Origin of the sequence: Providencia heimbachae ATCC 35613, assembly GCF_001655055.1 — a bacterium.
Lineage (GTDB): Bacteria > Pseudomonadota > Gammaproteobacteria > Enterobacterales > Enterobacteriaceae > Providencia > Providencia heimbachae.
In genome coordinates this window covers 156081-175502 of record NZ_LXEW01000015.1, presented here as the reverse complement: position 1 = coordinate 175502, position 19422 = coordinate 156081, and the positions used below count along the sequence as shown (strand labels likewise).

Below are 19422 nucleotides of genomic sequence, written 5' to 3'. Positions count from 1 at the left end.
TAAGTATGAAAAAAATAACACTAACGTTAAGTGCCATTGCTCTCGCATTGAGCTTCACAGCAACATCTCAAGCCAAGATGCCGATGCCAGAAACAGTCAGTCCAGGTGTGACTGTCGTTGAATTAGCGCAACAGCAACCTGTACACTGGGTGTCAATTGAACAGATCAAACAAAGTTTAGAGGGTAAAGCGCCAACGGTGGTTGGGTTTGATATTGATGATACTGTTTTATTTTCAAGTCCTGGTTTTTATCGTGGACAACTTGAATTTTCGCCAAAAGATTTTAGCTATCTGAAAAATCCTCAATTCTGGGAAAAAATGAATAATGAGTGGGATAAATTCAGTATGCCGAAAAAAGTGGGCATTGATTTAGTTAAAATGCATTTAGATAGAGGTGATAAGGTTTACTTTATTACCGGTCGCACACAGACTAAAACAGAAACTGTCACTAAATATGTTCAAGAAGGCTTAGCCATTCCTGCGGATAAAATGAATCCTGTTATTTTTGCTGGTGATGAGCCAGGACAAAATAATAAAGTGAGTTGGATGCGTGATCATAAACTGACTATCTATTATGGTGATGCTGATGCAGATATTGCGGCAGCAAATGAATTAAATATTCGTGGAATTCGTGTTTTAAGAGCAGCTAATTCATCTTACCAACCATTACCAAAAGCAGGTCGTTTTGGTGAAGAAGTTGTTATCAATTCAGAGTATTAAAATCTATTAATACTGAACAGTTAAAGGAAGTCATTCTTTCTTTAACTGTTTTTTTATTTATTTAATATAGATTAAGTTAAATTTATCAACAAAGTATAGAAAAATTTATCCAGTATATAAATAAGCAAACCCATCAGTATAAGACGATTTAAAATAGCATTTTAGTTATTTAAAATGAAAATAAGTCTATTTCTCAGATAGCTATTTTTTAATCATCAGCAATCCAATAACTTTTTATCTTCTTTAAAGACAAAATTAGTCTATTCCTATAACATTCGTTTTTACAATTAAATACAATAAAATAGCAACTATAATAAAAACTATTGTTATCCATGTAGTAACTCAAGGTGGATGTATGGCAAAGAGAAGAGTGAAAGCTCTGCAAGTCTCCGTAATATGTGGGCTGATGGCTCTGCAGTTTCCTGCATTTTCAGCGCAAGAAACAACGCAACAAACAACGCAACAAAATACAACGGAATTACAGCAACCCGCTATTGTTGAATTAAACGCAGTCGCTACGATTACACCAGTCGAAAGTTTGGCTAAAATAACCGCATCGCTCCCTGTGGATGTGAAACCGATATTTACCAAGCAGCTTGCTAAAGTTTATGCTGACAGACAGATGCAATTGCTGTGGCAAGATGAAACCGCAATTGGACAATTTCAGCAGCAATTAGCGGAATTGGCACTTTCTGGTGTACAGCCGCAATTCAGTGAATGGCTATTATTACTGGAAAATAGCCAACTGAGTGAGCTAGGCCGAGATGTCATTTTATCTGATGCAATGATGGGGTATCTACAATATCTCTCTTCTATTCAAGCGAGCGGTCAATATTGGCTGTATACGAGTCGCCCTTATAAAATGATTGCGCCAACTGATCTGCAAATGCAGCCTTGGTTAAATTCAGTTTCACAAAATAGTCTAGGTGAATGGATTAAATCACAAGCAATTAATCACCCAATGTATCAACCAATGCATAAAGAAATGCTTAAGCAATTGGCAATGCCAGAAGATGATCTGGAAATTGTGGGTACTAAGACGTTAAAGCCGGGCCAATCAAGCGATGATGTGATTGTACTACGCCAGATCCTTCAACGAGATGGGCTGCTAGAAGGCGAAAGCTTATCGGTTGAATCCCCTGAAACTATTGCCCAAGTTGCTGAGCAAGCAACAGAGCAAGCAGCTGAAACTACAACGACAGCATCTCGTCTATATGATGAAGCGTTAGTCGATGCAGTGAAAAAGTTTCAATTGCAATATGGCTTAGAGGCAGATGGTGTTGTGGGGAAAGGTACCCGAGTTTGGTTAAACATGAAACCTAAGCAAAAAGCCGGTTTAATGGCATTGAATATTCAACGCTTACGCATTATCCCCGCCAGTGGTGGAACCGGAATTTTAGTGAATATTCCGGGTTACTCATTAAATTTTTATTTAAATGATGAAGTCATTTTAGACTCTAAAGTGATTGTGGGTCGTGCAGATCGTAAAACCCCGATAATGAGCAGTGCGCTTAATAATGTGGTGATTAATCCGCCTTGGAGTGTGCCGACAAGTATGGCGCGTAAGGATATCGCACCGAAAGGCAAACAAGATCCAAGCTATTTTAGCCGTAAAGGTTATACGGTTTATTCAGGTTGGGGACAGGACTCATTTGAAATTGACCCTTATTCAATTGATTGGGAAAATATCACACCTGCGAATTTTCCTTATCGTGTCAGACAAGCGCCAGGGCCAACGAATTCATTAGGACGTTATAAATTCAATATGCCAAGTTCTGATGCAATTTATTTGCACGATACGCCAAACCACAGTTTATTTAACCGCAATGCAAGAGCGATTAGTTCTGGATGTGTGCGAGTGAATAAAGCCAGTGAGCTGGCGAGCATATTATTAGGCGATGCGGGATGGGAGCAAAAACGGATTGATGGGGCTTTAAAAGAAGGGTCGACCCGTTACGTGAATATACCGGATAGGATCCCTGTTTATCTTTATTACCAAACGGCTTGGGTTGATAACGAGAACCAGCCTCAATACCGTGCAGATATTTATCAATATGATAACAGTATCGATAATGCTGAAAAGTACCTTCCTGTCATAAAAAATATTCTGCATTAAATTTGGTGTTTAGGGGGGGAAACCTCCCTAAATATTCATATCATTTCACATAACTTCTGTTGGTTATTCTTCATTATTGCTTAAGATAAGCCATTAGTTATATAGGTTCAGTTAGTCGCAGATTAAGTGATGAAACTCACTTTTTGGCGAAAATGAAATGAATTTTGCGTAATTAATGTATTTATTTACATAATTATACATTAAAGCGAAACATCATTTGCTAGACTGAATAGGTTAAATTGCTTTTTAGTGCAATTACTTTTGTTGAAATTATGAAGGCCTGAGTTATCACCTATGGATATTATTGACCAAAACCGCAGGAAGTGGTTGGGAATTGGCGCGGCCACCATTGGCCTCAGTTTATTACCAAGCCATGTTTTTGCTGCAATGACAACACCACGCCCAAGAATTCTAAGATTTCAAAATCTCAATACTGGCGAGTTTTTAAAAACAGAATTTTTTAATGGACGTAGTTATAACAAGTCTGAACTTGCGCGTTTAAATCACCTTTTCCGCGATTATCGTTGCGATAAAGTGAAAACGATTGATCCCAAATTGTTTGATCAAATCTACCTATTACAAGTAATGATGGGCACCAATAAGCCTGTTCAATTAATTTCTGGGTATCGTTCATTAGAAACGAATAATGCCTTACGTCATAAAGGCTCCGGTGTTGCTAAGAAAAGCTATCACACTCGTGGGCAAGCGATGGATTTTCACATCGAAGGCTTGCAGTTAAGCAACGTGCGTAAAGCAGCCCTAAAAATGAAATCGGGCGGTGTCGGTTATTATCCAAAAAGCAATTTTGTACATATCGATACAGGACCCGCAAGAACATGGTAATCTGTGCCTAGGTGACACAGATTACGGAGTAATTGTTCAATGAAATACATTATTATCCCAGTAACTCCCTTCATGCAGAATTGTCAGGTGGTTTGGGATGAAAATTCAATGGAAGCAGTGGTTGTTGATCCGGGTGGTGAAGCAGAAAAAATAATTTCTGCCATTGAAAGCCGTGGACTCAAATTGACTAAAATTCTTCTGACACATGGTCACTCAGACCATATTGGCGCATCAGCGATACTTTCTAAACACTTCTCAGTGCCTATTTATGGACCTGATAAAGAAGATGCCTTCTGGATCGAAAATTTAGCTGAACAAAATGCGATGTTTTATATTGGTGAATGCCCAGACTTTACCCCTGACTACTGGTTAGAAGAAGGGGATACAGTCACCTGTGGTGCAATCAGCTTTGATGTATTACATTGCCCGGGACACACACCGGGGCATATTATTTTTGTTAATCGTGCCGATAAGCTTATTTCAATGGGTGATGTGTTATTTAAAGGGGGCGTTGGCCGCAGTGATTTCCCTCGTGGTAATCATCAGGATTTAATCGCTTCAATCAAAAATAAAGTCCTGCCTCTTGGTGATGATTATCAGTTCATTCCCGGTCATGGGCCCATGTCAAATTTAGGTCATGAACGTAAAACCAACCCTTTTTTACAGGATGAACAACCTGTTTGGTAATTTAGCCTAATTTCTCAAGATAAAAATCCCTAGAAATAAAAAAACACCCCATAAGGGGTGTTTTCAATTGTTCAGCCTAAGAAGGGGATCTTATAGGACTTTTACAATAGCATCACACAGTGGAACCATATTCTCGAGGGTTAAGCCTGCGACGTTAATACGCCCAGAGCTCACCGCATAGATGCCAAATTCGCTACGTAGACGCTCTACCTGCTCTTTAGTCAACCCACTGAAGGAGAACATACCATTTTGGTTGATAATGAAGCTAAAGTCTTGTTTAGCGCCTTTCTCTTCCAATGTTTTCACCAGTAGTTGACGCATGCGCTTAATACGCTCACGCATAGCGGTTAATTCTTGAACCCATTCGGCTTTTAAGACTTCGTCAGACAATATGGTAGTCACTACCGCTGCACCATGTGCTGGTGGGTTTGAGTAGTTAGCACGGATAACCGCTTTTGCTTGGCTAAATGCACGTTCTGCATTATCGCTGTCTTTCGCGATAATGGTGCAAGCACCAACACGTTCGTTATACAAACCGAAGTTTTTAGAGAACGAGCTTGCCACAATCATTTCAGGGTTGTTTTGGGTGAAGATACGCAGGCCAGCAGCGTCTTCATCTAAACCTTTTGCGAAACCTTGATAAGCAAAGTCGAAAATAGGTAGCAGGCCTTTTTCTGCGCAAAGGTCAGCCAGTTTAGTCCATTGTTCAACCGTTGGGTCAATACCGGTCGGGTTATGGCAGCAGCCATGTAATACAATTGCATCACCCGCGGTTGCAGTCGCCAAACTCGCTAACATACCGTCAAAATCGATATCATGCTTAGCGGCACTATAGTAGTTGTAGGTGCAAACCTCTAAGCCTGCAGCTTCGAAAATATTGTTGTGGTTAGGCCACGTAGGGTTGCTTATCCAAACACGTTTAGCATTAGTTTGTTTGGCAATAAAGTCAGCGGCAATACGTAGGGCACCAGTACCACCAGGAGCTTGTGCAGTGCGAGCACGTTTTGACGTCACAATTTCATGTTCTTCACCAAACAACAACGCTTGTGTGACTCGGCCAAATTCTGGCATTCCGCTAATCGCAAGATAGTTTTTGGTGTTCTCGTTATCAAGCAGGAATTTTTCTGCTTTTTTAACGGTATCAAGTACCGGTGTTTTACCGGATTCGTCTTTGTAGACGCCAATACCTAAGTTGATTTTATTATCACGGGGGTCAGCACGGAAACTATCAGCAAGACCGAGAATAGGGTCAGCAGGGGCAGAAGTAATTTTTTCAAACATGTTATCGATTCCAAAGCTCTGTTATGTAGCTGAAAGGCGATTTAGCCGAACGAGTTGAGTTCTCAGGGTAACGTGGGAAAGACTTTTTGCCAATAGTTTTAGCCAAAATTGGCGAGATCTTGTGAGCTAGATAGGAATTGAATGTAATATAACCACAAATTAACAAAAAACTAGCGAAAACATCTAAATTGCTGGGCTGGCAGGCAGATAATCAGTTTGGTAATGGCATAATAAAAACAAAAAAGCAGCGCCGAAGCGCTGCCTGACAAAAACATATTTATGGTTTCTAGATTATCAGTTAACTGATAATTAGAATTGGTAAACTAAACCTAAACCAACTACGTTATCAGTGTTGATACCAGCTGCTTTAGTGAAGTCATTGTCTTTCAGCAAGTTGATTTTGTAATCAACAACTGCAGACATGTTTTTGTTGAAGTAGTAGTAAGAACCTACAGAGATATATTTAACTAGGTCGTTATTACCAACGCCATTACCTAGGTTTTTACCTTTAGATTGGTTATAACCAATAGAAGGTTTCAGACCGAAGTCGAACAGGTACTGAGCAACTAATTCAACGTTTTCAGTTTTGTCAGCGATTAGGTTGTACTCACTGTAACGAGTTGTGTTCAGTGTTTGACCGTACATTGCTGCTAAGTAAACGTTGTTAGCGTCAAATTTACCACCAACGTTCCAAGCTTCAGCACGTTTACCAGTTGCACTATGCGCATCAACACCTGGAGCTACAGTAACAGAACCTGATTTCTGGTCTGGAGTACGGGAAGAATTAGAGTAACCACCACCCAGTGTAACGCCCCAACCTAAATCATAAGCGGTAGAGAAACCGTAGCCGTCACCATTGTCTTTAGCCATGCCTGATTTTGATGCAGACAGGTTGTCATCGCCGTTTTTACCTTGGTATTGCAGAGCAAAACTCAGGCCATCAACATAACCGAACATATCGCTGTTACGGTAAGTTAATAGATTACGGTTACGGCTAGTCATGAAGTTATCAGTTTGAGCCATAGTGTCCGCACCCCATAATGGGAATACGTCGGTCCATGCGTTCGTGTCGTATACCACACCGTAGTTACGGCCGTAGTCGATTGAACCGAAGTCAGCAAATTTCAGACCAGCATAAGCTAGACGGTTTTTATTTTCGCCTTCGTTTTCAGCTTTGTTAGTTTTAGTTTCCCACTCGAAACGACCAAAACCAGTCAGTTGGTCAGTGATTTGAGTATCACCTTTAACACCTAAACGAACACGTGAATCATCACCGTCTTGGCTGCCTTTTTTACCAGCATCAGCGAAGTAGTGACGAACGTCAACTTTACCGTAAACGTCTAACTTGTTGCCGTCTTTGTTGTAAACTTCAGCTGCGTTTGCTGCGCCTGCAGACAACAGAGCTGGGATAACTATTGCAAGAATATTGCGCTTCATCATTATTATTACCCTCATTGGTGTTATTTTCGGACACCTGCCACTGCCAAAAACAATTCGCAAAATTATTTGGAACTATTTATGAGAGATTAGTGTCGTCTATGTCGGCGACCAGTGTTCCATTGATAAATAAAATTATCTACCCTCAAAATGCTACAAAAACGAAGATTCTGCAACAAATGGTAACAGGGTGTTTCTAAATGTAAAAGTTAGATTAAAAAATAACCGCTCATCGTACCAGTTTAAAAAATATTACAAAATTAATGGAACTTTTTCACAAGTCGAATTGAACTTTTTTTGAGTAACTTAGGTAAGTAAAAATGATTTTTTATCGTTGTTGAAATGAAAAATCGAATCGAAAAAGCAGATTATTCTTAGCTATGGGGCAGTAGATTGTTCAAAAGGGTCAATTATAAGGCGATAACGTAAAAATTGTGATCCAGTTAACAAATATCAGTGAGCGACTTTAGTTTTGTCGCCAATATCAAAAAGAAGGTATGCTGAGTTGAAATGCTAAGGTGATATTAATAAATCAGTGTAGTGCGATAAATTCGCACTACACTGTAGACAAACATTAGAATGCTGCGTTTCTTGGGGTACGTGGGAAGGCGATAACCTCACGAACGTTACCGACACCGGTCACGTAAGCAACTAAACGCTCAAATCCAAGACCAAAACCGGAGTGTGGAACCGTGCCGTAACGGCGAAGGTCGCGATACCACCAGTAATCTTCTTTATTCATGCCCATCGCTTCAAGACGTGCATCAAGCATATCCAAACGTTCTTCACGTTGTGAACCGCCGATGATCTCGCCAATGCCCGGCGCTAATACATCCATCGCAGCAACCGTTTTGCCATCTTCATTTAGGCGCATATAGAAAGCTTTGATGTCTTTCGGGTAGTTTTTAACGACAACTGGCGCTTTAAAGTGTTGTTCCGCTAAATAACGCTCATGCTCAGAGGACATATCAACACCCCAATAAACTGGGTTTTCAAATTTCTGACCACAGTTTTCAAGGATTTTAATCGCATCCGTGTAATCAACTTGGGCGAAATCGGAATCTACAAAGCTTTCAAGGCGGTTAATGACGTCTTTATCGATACGCTGTGCAAAAAACTCAAGGTCATCACGGCGTTCATCGAGTGCGGCTTTAAAGGCATACTTGAGCATTTTTTCTGCTAAACCGGCGACATCGTCTAAGTTTGCAAAAGCCACTTCAGGTTCGAGCATCCAAAACTCAGCGAGGTGGCGGCTGGTATTTGAGTTTTCTGCACGGAAGGTTGGACCAAAAGTATAAATTTTGCTGATGGCAGTAGCATAAGCTTCGCCATTGAGCTGGCCGGATACCGTTAGGAAGGCTTCGCGCCCAAAGAAATCTTCGCTAAAATCAACTTCGCCTTTGTCATTACGTGGCAAATTGTTGTAGTCCAATGTTGAAACACGGAACATTTCGCCGGCACCTTCAGTATCTGATGCGGTAATAAGCGGGGTTGATACCCAGAAAAAGCCTTGCTCATCGAAGAAACGATGCAGCGCTTGTGCCAGTGTGTGGCGAACACGTGCAACAGCACCAATTAAGTTAGTGCGTGGGCGTAAGTGAGCCGCTTCACGTAGGAATTCAACACTGTGGCGTTTTGCCGCCATTGGGTAAGTTTCTGGATCTTCAACCCAACCGACGACTTTAACTGCTGTAGCGTCAAGCTCAAAGGATTGGCCTTGACCTTGAGATTCTTTTACAGTACCCGTCACTTCGACAGAACAACCCGTTGTCAGGTGCAGAACTTCGTCATTATAATTCGGTAAATTATTATTGATGATAGCCTGTAACGGATTAAAACAGGAACCGTCATAAACGGCGAGGAAAGAAAAACCCGCTTTTGAATCTCTCCTTGTACGTACCCAGCCTTGAACGGTGACTTCTGAGCCTACCGTTACTTGGCCTTGCAGTACGTCGACTACAGGCGCTACTGTCATATAATTCACTCTCTTCATATTTAATGATATCTACTTTTACTATATCAATCCGTCATACTTCGAGCTGTAGATGCGTTGGCTTCTCAAACCGACCCTAGTCACATACTAATGTATGCTCCTAGGGCTCGATTTGTTCGCCGCCTTCCTACAACTCGAATTATTTAGGATGTAATTCAAATCGTACTAAAATCATTTGAAAAATTGAACTGTCAGATATTTCACGTTTAAGGTGATATGACAACCAATTTATAACGAATTAAATAGTAAAGTAGGTATTTACGAAATCCCATATTTCAGGGGCCAAAGCTCTATGTTACTTGCCATTGATTAGGAAACAAGTAAAAAATCGCGATAAAACATTTCTGTTCAATCGAACCGTGATTATTGAGCTTAAAAGCTATAATAATAGTAAGTGAATAAAAGAAAAAGAGAGTTTTAAAGCTCTGTGCAATAAAAATGCCTCAGAGCTTTAAGAGGGTAGGCCTAACTAGCAAGCTTTTTCCATTTTAGGTAGGTCGAAAGCTTTTCTAAGCTGATTGACGAACTCATCGTCTTCACAAATTGTTTTGCCAGGACTATCCGATAATTTAGCCACCGGTTTGCCATTACATTCAATCAACTTAATCACGATGTTTAATGGAACCACATTCGGGATATTGCAAGTGAGCCGAGTTCCGATGCCAAACACAAGATTAATACGTTGGTGAAAATAGCGATAAAGCTCCAGTGCTTTTTGCAAATCAAGGCTATCAGAAAAGACCAAGGTTTTACTGAGTGGATCAATTCCGAATTTTTCATAGTGAGCGATGGCTTTTTCACCCCATTCAATCGGGTCACCTGAATCGTGGCGTAACCCTTGGTAGCGCTTAGCAAAATCTTCATCAAAATCACGTAAGAAAGCATCCATGGTGATACAGTCAGTTAAGGCAACACCAAGCTGATCAGGGTATTCGTCCAACCAACTTTGTAATGCTTCTATTTGGCTATTTGATAACTCAGGGCTAATTTGCTGGTGAGCTTGGAACCATTCATGGGCTTGTGTGCCAACGGGAGCTAAATCTAGCTTATGCGCAAGTTTATAGTTGCTGGTGCCGACTAAATAAGGAAATTCATTTTTCAGCATGGAAACAATGGCGGATTGTACTGCATAAGAAAAACGTCGACGTGTACCGAAATCCATTAGCTTGAAGCCAGAGAGGTCAAGTTGGTTTTCAGCCGCTTGCGCATAAAATACGGTAAGTAATTTTTGCAGCTGTTGTACGGCATCATCCGCAGTAACCTGAGGATGCCTATCTCTTTGTACGATTTCACTGACAAGCGCGAGAAGGGGAACTTCCCACATAATCACTTCACGCCAAGGGCCACTGATACGTATGGCTAACTGCCCTTCATCAGAGACAGTAATCGCGACTTGCTCAGGATTAAAGCGAAATGATTTCAACCAATTAAGGTAATCATCTTTGAAAAATGGCAGGCTACGTAAGAAATTTAGCTCGTCATCAGAAAGTGCGAGTTTTGCCATCAAGCGTACTTGTTGCCTGACTTCATCAGCATAAGCGCCGAGGAGCTCACTACTGCGACAGCGGAATTCTGCAACAACCGGTACTTGTTTGTAACGGTGGAAAACAGCTTGCTGCATATGAAGCTTATAAGCATCGGTATCAAGCAGCGATGTAATAATAGGTGTAGCGTCTAAATTCATGGCGTGCAGGCGTCCTCGCGGAGCTTCTCTACATATAGCTAAATCGTTAAAGTTGCAAAAGTATACCCACTTTATCGAAAGATTGAAGTTTTATTCTATCTCTCTGTTGTGTGAGGCCTATTCAACTTTAGCCCACTTCATTTACCCTTGAGTTCGACTCTTCAAGTCAGGTAAATGAACCAACTACTGATTATTGACCAATAAGTGACATATTAAAACGCATTAATCACGAAATGATACTAACATGTAATGGAATATTTAATAGAGCGATAGCACCAACAAACAAACGATTCTGTAACAAAATAGGATACTGCTATTTATAATAAAGCAACATCCTGACATAAAAGCATGATTGCTTTTGATGAAAATGTTTCTCAAATCCATTCACATTGTCACGTCTTATAGTATTGTATTAAGCAAAGAGACAATACGATATCGATTTAACGAATAAAAGGTTACTTATGACCCAGTTACGACAAGCGAAATATCGCCAAGATTACCAAGCCCCTGATTATACGATTACTGAAATTGATTTAGATTTTAACCTTGATCCCACCAAAACGGTGGTGACAGCAGTTAGCAAGGTAAAACGGATGAATCCGCAGTCGTCGACGCTTGAGTTAAATGGTGATGACCTATCGTTAGTGAGCATTGAAATTGATGGACAAGCTTGGCAGCAATATAAACAAGAAGATGGAAAATTAATTATTGAGTCTTTGCCGGAAGCTTTTACATTACGCATCATCAATGAAATCAGTCCTGAAAAAAATACAGCCTTAGAAGGCTTATATGTATCAGGGGATGCACTCTGTACTCAGTGTGAAGCAGAAGGGTTTCGTCACATTACCTATTTTCAAGATAGGCCTGATGTTTTAGCACGTTATACGACAACCATTACTGCAGATAAAACACGCTATCCGTATCTGTTATCAAACGGTAACCGTGTGGCAGACGGTGAGCTTGAAGATGGCCGCCATTGGGTTAAATGGGAAGACCCGTTCCCAAAACCAAGCTATTTATTTGCTTTAGTCGCGGGTGATTTTGATGTTTTAAAGGATACCTTTATTACACGTAGTGGCCGTGAAGTTGCATTAGAACTCTTTGTTGATAAAGGCAATCTTGACCGGGCACCTTGGGCAATGCAATCGCTCAAAAATGCCATGAAATGGGATGAAGAACGTTTTGGCTTAGAGTACGACCTTGATATTTATATGATTGTTGCTGTTGATTTCTTCAATATGGGCGCAATGGAAAATAAAGGTCTAAATGTTTTCAACTCAAAATATGTGCTAGCAAAAAGCGAAACGGCAACAGATAAAGATTACTTGAATATTGAGTCAGTCATTGGTCACGAATACTTCCATAACTGGACCGGTAACCGCATTACGTGTCGTGATTGGTTCCAGTTAAGCTTAAAAGAAGGCCTAACGGTGTTCCGTGATCAAGAATTCAGTTCTGATTTAGGATCGCGTTCGGTTAACCGTATTAATAATGTCAAAGTGATGCGTTCTGCTCAGTTTGCCGAAGATGCAAGCCCGATGGCGCATCCAATTCGCCCCGAAAAAGTGATCGAAATGAATAACTTTTATACGCTGACAGTGTATGAAAAAGGATCTGAAGTTATTCGCATGATCCACACTTTACTGGGTGAGGAGATGTTCCAAGCGGGGATTCAATTATATGTTCATCGCCATGATGGTAGCGCGGCAACTTGTGATGACTTTATTCAAGCAATGGAAGATGCTTCGAATGTCGATTTATCACTTTTCCGTCGTTGGTATAGCCAGTCAGGTACACCGGTATTAACTGTTCGTGATGAATATTCATCAGAAAAACAGCAGTATACCTTGCATGTTAGCCAAATGACGCCGCCAACCGCTGACCAAGCTGAAAAGCATCCCTTGCATATCCCACTCGATATTGAGTTATACAACCAAGATGGTACGGTGATCCCGCTAAAACGTGAGGGAAGCCATGTTAACTCCGTCCTAAATATTACTCAGGAGTCACAAAGTTTTATTTTTGATGAAGTGACAAGTTGCCCTGTACCTTCTTTACTACGTGAATTCTCAGCTCCGGTTAAACTAGATTATCCCTATACTGACGAGCAACTGGCTTTTTTAATGCAGCATGCCAGTAATGAATTTTCCCGTTGGGATGCTGCCCAGCAACTAATTAATAACTATGTAAAAATTAACGTAGCAAAATTGCAACAAGGCGAAGCATTAGTTCTACCTGAACATGTTATAGATGCATTCCGTGCAGTATTGCTAAGCGATTCAATTGATCCTGCCTTAGCGGCTTTGATACTGACATTACCGTCAGAAAATGAAATTGCAGAGCTGTTCCAAGTTATTGATCCTGTTGCTATCCATACAGTGATTAATTTTATTCATAGTCAGTTAGCAACCCAAATGCATGATGAGCTACTTGCCGTCTATCGTGCGATTAAGATTGATCAGTATCGCGTGGATCACCAGGATATTGCGCTGCGTGCGCTACGCAATACTTGCTTGCAATATCTTGCAGCAGGGGACGACCAAGCGCTGGCCGATAAACTGGTACAAGCGCAGTATAAATCTGCCGATAATATGACTGATTCCCTTGCCGCATTAACCGCGGCCAGTGAAGCTCAGTTACCTTGTTATGCGCAATTAATGGCTGATTTTGATGAGCGCTGGCATCATGATGGTTTAGTCATGGATAAATGGTTTACGCTACAAGGGACTAACCCGTCAAAAGAGGTGCTAGAAAATGTGCGTAAGCTATTAAACCATCGCTCATTTAGCATGAGTAATCCTAATCGTGTTCGTTCGTTGATCGGCGCTTTTACCGCAGGCAACCCAGTTAATTTCCATGCAGACGATAGCAGTGGTTACCAATTTCTGTATGAAATTTTAGTGGATCTCAATACACGTAACCCACAAGTGGCATCAAGGTTAATTGAGCCATTGATCCGCTTAAAGCGTTATGATGAGAAGCGCCAAGGGCAGATGCGAAAAGTGCTTGAACAGCTTAAAGCACTAGAAAATCTCTCGGGTGATTTATTTGAGAAGGTAACAAAAGCGCTAGAAAGCTAATTTTCTTTTCTTTATAGATAGGTTAGTTTTTGTGTCTTCAGCCCCTCATTTTGCAATATTGCAAATTAGGGGCTGATTATTTATATTTGTAAAATCGGGCAAACAACAATTTTATTGATTTTTTCGTGGTAAAGCAGCGCCAAGATAGGGTAATCTATCTCGCGTTTTATCAGACGAAAAATGACTTGCACGATTAAAAAACTCGACAATTTGTATTTGGCGGGTGTTTTGGTGCGCGCAGTATGATGTCTATCTAATTGATACTTTGACAAAAACGTATTAACAAAATAGGTTATTGGATATGCTATATCACCTTGCCCGCAAGGCACTGTTCCAGCTCGACCCCGAAAAAGCCCATGAATTGACTTTTCGTCAGCTTCATCGCTTATCTAATTCACCTCTTCAATGTCTCCTTCGTCAATCTGTTGCGACTAAACCCGTTCAATGCATGGGACTCTCTTTTAAAAACCCGTTAGGCCTTGCTGCTGGGTTAGATAAGGATGGTGAGTGCATCGACGCATTTGGTGCGATGGGTTTTGGATTTGTTGAAATTGGCACAGTAACACCGCGCCCTCAATCCGGTAATGATAAGCCAAGACTATTTCGCTTGGTTGAAGCTGAAGGCTTGATCAACCGTATGGGTTTTAATAATAAAGGTGTTGATAATCTTGTTGAGAATGTCAAAAAGTCAAATTATGGCGGAATAATTGGCATTAATATTGGTAAAAATAAAGATACGCCCGTTGAACAAGGGAAAGATGATTATTTAATTTGTATGGATAAGGTTTATGCCCATGCAGGTTATATCGCCATTAATATTTCGTCACCAAATACTCCCGGTTTAAGATCTTTGCAATATGGTGAAGCGCTAGATGATTTATTAAGTGGTATTAAAGCGAAGCAACTTGAACTCCAATCATTGCACCAAAAATATGTTCCAGTAGCAGTTAAAGTTGCACCTGATTTAACAGAAGAAGAAATTATCCAGGTAACGGATAGCTTGGTAAGACATAATATGGATGGCGTGATTGCAACCAATACAACATTAGATCGTTCTTTGGTTCAAGGTTTAAATTATTGTAATGAGATGGGGGGCTTAAGTGGTCGTCCGGTGCAATTAAAAAGTACGCAAGTTATTAAACTTATTTCCCGTGAGTTAAAGGGTAAATTGCCAATTATTGGTGTGGGTGGAATTGATTCTCTCACTGCAGCACGAGAAAAAATGGAAGCCGGTGCTTCATTAATTCAAATTTATTCTGGTTTTATTTATCATGGCCCAAAATTAATAAAAGATATTGTTAACCATATCTAATAAAGTGTAAATATACTTAACAGGGGGTTTATTTATTCCCCCTTTTAAACTATATTGTCAATAGTGCCTATTTTTATATCAGCCATACTTCAATTTGCAGAGTATTTAGTTGCCGGTGACGGAGGTTATTCAGCTATCTGTGACTCGAAATATCCAAGGTATAATAAATAGTATTTTTTAGATTTGAACATTCAATAATGATCTTTTCTAAAATTTTATTTGCCTATAATTCGCTAAAGGATCGTTTATGAAAATTAAACCTGATGATCATTGGCGTTGGTATTTTGATCATGACCATGACAGGGTGATGTTAGATCTCGCCAACGGCATGATATTTCGGTCATGTTTTCCAGCGAAAATGCTAACGGCTTTTGCTCGTAATGAGATGCCATTTAGTATAGAAGACGCTGGTGAATTTTATCTATTTGACGAGCAAGCCAAGAGACTAAATATAACTCATGAAGAAAGAGCCGAGTTAGTTTTAAATAGCCTTGTTGCGTTTCGTTTTTTAAAGCCGCAAATGCCAAAGAGCTGGTATTTTTCTTCACTGCATTGTATTGATATGCCAACACAAGGGCAAATCATTCAAGTATGCTTAGAAAATACAAACAGCTATTCAACATTTATTATTGCTGAGGCAGGTGCATCTGCGAGTTTATGTTTATTAGCCGAACCTCAGCTTGAATTACCTGATCGTATTTTACGCTTTTGCGATCCAATTAAGATCATGAATGATCGCATGATGCAGTATTCATCGAAAGCTAAGCGTTTATTATATGGGAATGCAATTTAAGTGATCGGGAATGATCGCGTTATATGAATATATTTATATAAACGATCTTCCTTTAAAAGACAAAAATTAATTTATTTGCCATTAACACCATCAATTAATAAAAACGATCTTTTATGATGGTGTTAAGCAAATTTATAAACTCGTTAATTAAAGGCAAGTTTAATTGCACTTTTAGGAATGCAACTGCAGGCTAAAATATAGCCATTATCTTTAATTGCGCTCTGTTTTAAAGGTGTAATTTCCCCTTCAATTAACCTTATTTTGCAGCAGCCACAAATACCCGCACGACATGAGTAAGGGATGGACAAACCATGAGATTCGAGTTGTTCAAGGATCACATTCTGGTTATCACCTTCATATTCAGTGCCTTCAAAAACGAGACTTAGCTTAGTTGCTTTTAACTTGCTCAATTCTTCAGGTAAGGGCGTTTCTCTTTCTTGTGAAATATAGTGCTTAGCAGGTTTAGTTTCTAAAATAGTGACGGTATCGCCAACCCGTATTACTCCGGTATTTTGAATGATGACGTTTTGGCCGAAATCCACGTTACCGTGTTCGTCAGTACGAAAAGTTTGTAGTGTCGCGAGCGGCTCACTATTAGGGTGTTTGATCCCTTTTTCAGGACTGACCGTGGTTAAAATACAGCGGCTACAAGGTCTATCTAATATAAAGGTAACATCACCAATTTGAATTTTTTTCCAGGTATCTTCTTCAAAGGGTTTTGCGCCCGTAATAATTAAATTCCCTCGAAATTGTTCAAGCTTAATGCTTGCTGGGCAATGGCGCTGTAATTCTTGTACGGATGATTCGTTAATTAATAAAAAAGGATAGCCATCAGCAAAAGAGAGAGGAATATCACTAAATGTTTTAACGCGGCGAGAAAGCTGTGGACTGAGCCAACGTAACTGAACCGGTTCATCAAAAAAGCTGCTTAACCAAGTATTTACTGCTGCTGGTGCAATTAAGGCATGAAAATGATTGCCCCAAACTTCAGTTGGGCTCTGATTCTGATCAAAGTCCTGATACAATACTGTCGCGCTTTCACCATTGGGTGCTCTGAGATAGAGTCCGTTATTGAGCATTGCTGGTGTAAACAGTAACATCTGCGGATATTTTCTTGCAGTAATAAATTTACCTTCCAGTGTCGTTACCATAAAATTACGATCAAAGGTCAGACCGCTGATATCAGCGAATGCATGAGACAGACGTATCCCTCTCATTGATTTAACTGGGTGTGTATAAATGCGCGAAAGCGTGATCATTTTTTAATCCTTATAATTGTTGCACAGCAACTTTATGACAAGTGCATAAGATTAGCTATAATGCGCAACAATTTTTCATCGAAATCGGTAATAAATACTATGAATTCTCTGTTTGCCAGCACAGCTCGGGGCCTGGAAGAACTACTGAAAACGGAATTGGAAGCTCTTGGAGCTAGCCAGTGCAAAATTGCACAAGGGGGCGTCTATTTTCAGGCAGATGAACGGGTTATGTACCAGAGTCTGCTTTGGAGCAGGCTGGCATCCCGTATTTTATTACCATTGAATGAATTTGACGTTTACAGTGACATGGATTTGTACCTTGGTGTACAGGCCATTGACTGGACTGAAATTTTCTCGGTCAATGACACGTTTGTGGTGCATTTTACTGGAACAAACGAAGAAATTCGTAATAGCCAATATGGTGCATTACGCGTTAAAGATGCGATTGTTGATAGCTTCGCACGTAAATTAGATCAACGCCCTGATGTGGCGCGTCAACAAGCCGATATTCGTGTTAACGTGTACCTTAATAAAGAAAAAGTTAGCGTTGCTTTAGATTTAAGCGGTGATTCCTTACACATTCGTGCTTATCGTGACCTTGCAGGGCAAGCACCATTAAAAGAAACATTAGCGGCTGCAATTATTAACCGTTCAGGTTGGCAGGTCGGTACGCCATTAATCGACCCAATGTGTGGTTCAGGGACACTGTTAATTGAAGCGGCTATGATGGCTGCCGATAGAGCGCCCGGTTTATATCGCGAACACTGGGGTTTTTATGCTTGGTCAAATTATAACCCTGAACTATGGCGTGAATTGATAACAGAAGCTCAAGTGCGTTTTCGTCAAGGCCTTAAAGAAACTACCTCCCGTTTTTATGGTTTTGATATTGATAAACGTGTATTGGAGATGGCGCGTAGTAATGTGCGTCGAGCAGGGTTGCAAGATTTAATTAGCTTTAATCAGGGCGATGCTGCCGCATTAGAAAACCCAGTTAAAACTGATGTGACAGGTACTATTGTTAGCAATCCGCCGTATGGTGAACGTTTAGAAAGTGAGCCGGCACTGATTGCATTGCATAGCCAATTAGGACGTGTTGTTAAAGCACGTTTCCCAGGATGGCGCCTATCAATATTCAGCGGTTCGCCTGAGCTACTAAGTTGCCTGCAATTACGTTCAGAACGCGAGTTTAAAGCGAAGAATGGTCCACTTGATTGTGTGCAGAAAAACTATTTATTAGCCGCAACACCATCTGAAACAGTAGCTGAAATTTCGCCTGATTTTGCAAACCGTTTACGTAAAAATCATAAAAAATTGAGTAAATGGGCAAAGCAGCAGGGTGTTGATTGTTACCGAGTCTATGATGCAGATTTACCTGAATACAATGTTGCTGTGGATATTTATGGTAGCAAAGTAGTGGTTCAAGAATATGCACCACCAAAAACAGTGGATGAACGTAAAGCACGTCAACGCTTGTTTGATGTTATTACGGCAACAATGAGTGTATTGGAGCTGAATTCCAATCAATTAATACTTAAAACGCGTCAGCGCCAAAAAGGCAAACAGCAGTATGAGAAACTCGCCCAAAAGGACGATTCCTTTTTAGTGCAAGAATACAACGCTAAGCTATTGGTCAACTTAACTGACTACCTTGATACAGGATTATTCCTTGATCACCGTGTTGCGCGTCGAATGTTAGGGCAAATGAGTAAAGGGGCTGATTTCCTTAATTTATTCTGCTATACAGGTTCGGCAACAGTTCATGCTGGGCTTGGTGGTGCGAAAAGTACCACTTCAGTTGATATGTCTCGCACTTACTTAGAATGGGCAGAAAAAAACCTCCAAGCAAATGGTTTGACTGGACGTCAACATCGTTTAGTTCAAGCAGATTGCTTGGGATGGTTAGCAAACAGTAATGAACAATTCGATCTGATCTTTATTGATCCTCCCACGTTTTCAAATTCAAAGCGTATGGATGGCACTTTTGATGTGCAGCGTGACCACGTTCAGTTAATTACTGATTTAAAACGACTATTACGTCGTGGCGGAACCGTGATGTTCTCTAACAATAAACGTGGTTTCAAAATGGATCTTGATGCGTTGAGTGAGTTAGGCCTAAAAGCAGAAGAAATCACCGGTAAAACTCGTTCAGAAGATTTCGCCCGTAATCGTCAAATTCATAACTGCTGGCTAATTCGCCACGCAGAGTAAAGGATAGAAT

At 40.4% G+C, this 19422-nt stretch carries 13 protein-coding genes; 8 read left to right on the top strand and 5 right to left on the bottom strand.

Features of this window, described 5'->3' with window-relative positions; all coding sequences use genetic code 11:
- The first annotated feature begins 5 nt into the window (after nucleotides 1–5).
- The 4 genes from aphA to M998_RS04675 all read left to right on the top strand — a co-directional run bounded on the left by aphA (nucleotide 6) and on the right by M998_RS04675 (nucleotide 4365).
- Nucleotides 6–719, top strand: coding sequence for an acid phosphatase AphA (gene aphA, locus M998_RS04690; protein ID WP_068442227.1), 714 nt, complete (start codon nucleotides 6–8; stop codon nucleotides 717–719).
- Between the two features lie 355 nt (nucleotides 720–1074).
- Entirely contained in the window at nucleotides 1075–2835 is a 1761-nt protein-coding gene (gene ldtD, locus M998_RS04685; RefSeq protein WP_068907809.1) for a L,D-transpeptidase LdtD, read from the top strand.
- A 294-nt stretch (nucleotides 2836–3129) separates the two neighbouring features.
- On the top strand, nucleotides 3130–3678 hold the full coding sequence (mepK, locus tag M998_RS04680; protein WP_068442233.1) for a peptidoglycan L,D-endopeptidase MepK: 549 nt from the start codon (nucleotides 3130–3132) through the stop codon (nucleotides 3676–3678).
- A gap of 39 nt (nucleotides 3679–3717) precedes the next feature.
- Nucleotides 3718–4365 carry an MBL fold metallo-hydrolase gene (locus M998_RS04675; RefSeq protein ID WP_068907807.1) on the top strand — a complete coding sequence of 216 codons (648 nt, stop codon included), beginning with the start codon at nucleotides 3718–3720 and terminating at the stop codon, nucleotides 4363–4365.
- A 90-nt stretch (nucleotides 4366–4455) separates the two neighbouring features.
- Here M998_RS04675 and M998_RS04670 read toward each other — a convergent pair whose 3' ends face one another.
- The 4 genes from M998_RS04670 to pncB all read right to left on the bottom strand — a co-directional run bounded on the left by M998_RS04670 (nucleotide 4456) and on the right by pncB (nucleotide 10760).
- On the bottom strand, nucleotides 4456–5646 hold the full coding sequence (locus tag M998_RS04670) for an amino acid aminotransferase (protein WP_068442239.1): 1191 nt from the start codon (nucleotides 5644–5646) through the stop codon (nucleotides 4456–4458).
- A gap of 309 nt (nucleotides 5647–5955) precedes the next feature.
- Nucleotides 5956–7086 (bottom strand): porin, encoded by a 1131-nt coding sequence (locus tag M998_RS04665; protein WP_269459834.1) that lies wholly within the window; start codon nucleotides 7084–7086, stop codon nucleotides 5956–5958.
- 571 nt (nucleotides 7087–7657) lie between these two features.
- On the bottom strand, nucleotides 7658–9058 hold the full coding sequence (gene asnS, locus M998_RS04660) for an asparagine--tRNA ligase (protein WP_068907802.1): 1401 nt from the start codon (nucleotides 9056–9058) through the stop codon (nucleotides 7658–7660).
- A 487-nt stretch (nucleotides 9059–9545) separates the two neighbouring features.
- A complete protein-coding gene (pncB, locus tag M998_RS04655; protein WP_068907800.1) occupies nucleotides 9546–10760 on the bottom strand; it encodes a nicotinate phosphoribosyltransferase in 1215 nt (404 codons plus the stop codon).
- Nucleotides 10761–11221: 461 nt separating this feature from the next.
- On the opposite strand from pncB, the gene pepN reads away from it, so the two are divergent.
- From pepN to M998_RS04640, 3 genes are all read left to right on the top strand, one after another.
- Nucleotides 11222–13840: an aminopeptidase N gene (pepN, locus tag M998_RS04650; protein WP_068907798.1), complete on the top strand. Its 2619-nt coding sequence runs from the start codon at nucleotides 11222–11224 to the stop codon at nucleotides 13838–13840.
- 301 nt (nucleotides 13841–14141) lie between these two features.
- On the top strand, nucleotides 14142–15152 hold the full coding sequence (pyrD, locus tag M998_RS04645; protein ID WP_068907796.1) for a quinone-dependent dihydroorotate dehydrogenase: 1011 nt from the start codon (nucleotides 14142–14144) through the stop codon (nucleotides 15150–15152).
- A gap of 247 nt (nucleotides 15153–15399) precedes the next feature.
- Entirely contained in the window at nucleotides 15400–15945 is a 546-nt protein-coding gene (locus tag M998_RS04640; RefSeq protein ID WP_068442281.1) for a cell division protein ZapC, read from the top strand.
- Between the two features lie 143 nt (nucleotides 15946–16088).
- Here M998_RS04640 and M998_RS04635 read toward each other — a convergent pair whose 3' ends face one another.
- Nucleotides 16089–17204, bottom strand: a complete 1116-nt coding sequence (locus M998_RS04635; RefSeq protein ID WP_068907794.1) for a YcbX family protein — start codon at nucleotides 17202–17204, stop codon at nucleotides 16089–16091.
- Between the two features lie 99 nt (nucleotides 17205–17303).
- On the opposite strand from M998_RS04635, the gene rlmKL reads away from it, so the two are divergent.
- The gene (rlmKL, locus tag M998_RS04630) at nucleotides 17304–19412 is read left to right on the top strand and encodes a bifunctional 23S rRNA (guanine(2069)-N(7))-methyltransferase RlmK/23S rRNA (guanine(2445)-N(2))-methyltransferase RlmL (protein WP_068442284.1); all 2109 of its coding nucleotides are present in this window, start codon (nucleotides 17304–17306) and stop codon (nucleotides 19410–19412) included.
- Nucleotides 19413–19422: the final 10 nt, after the last annotated feature.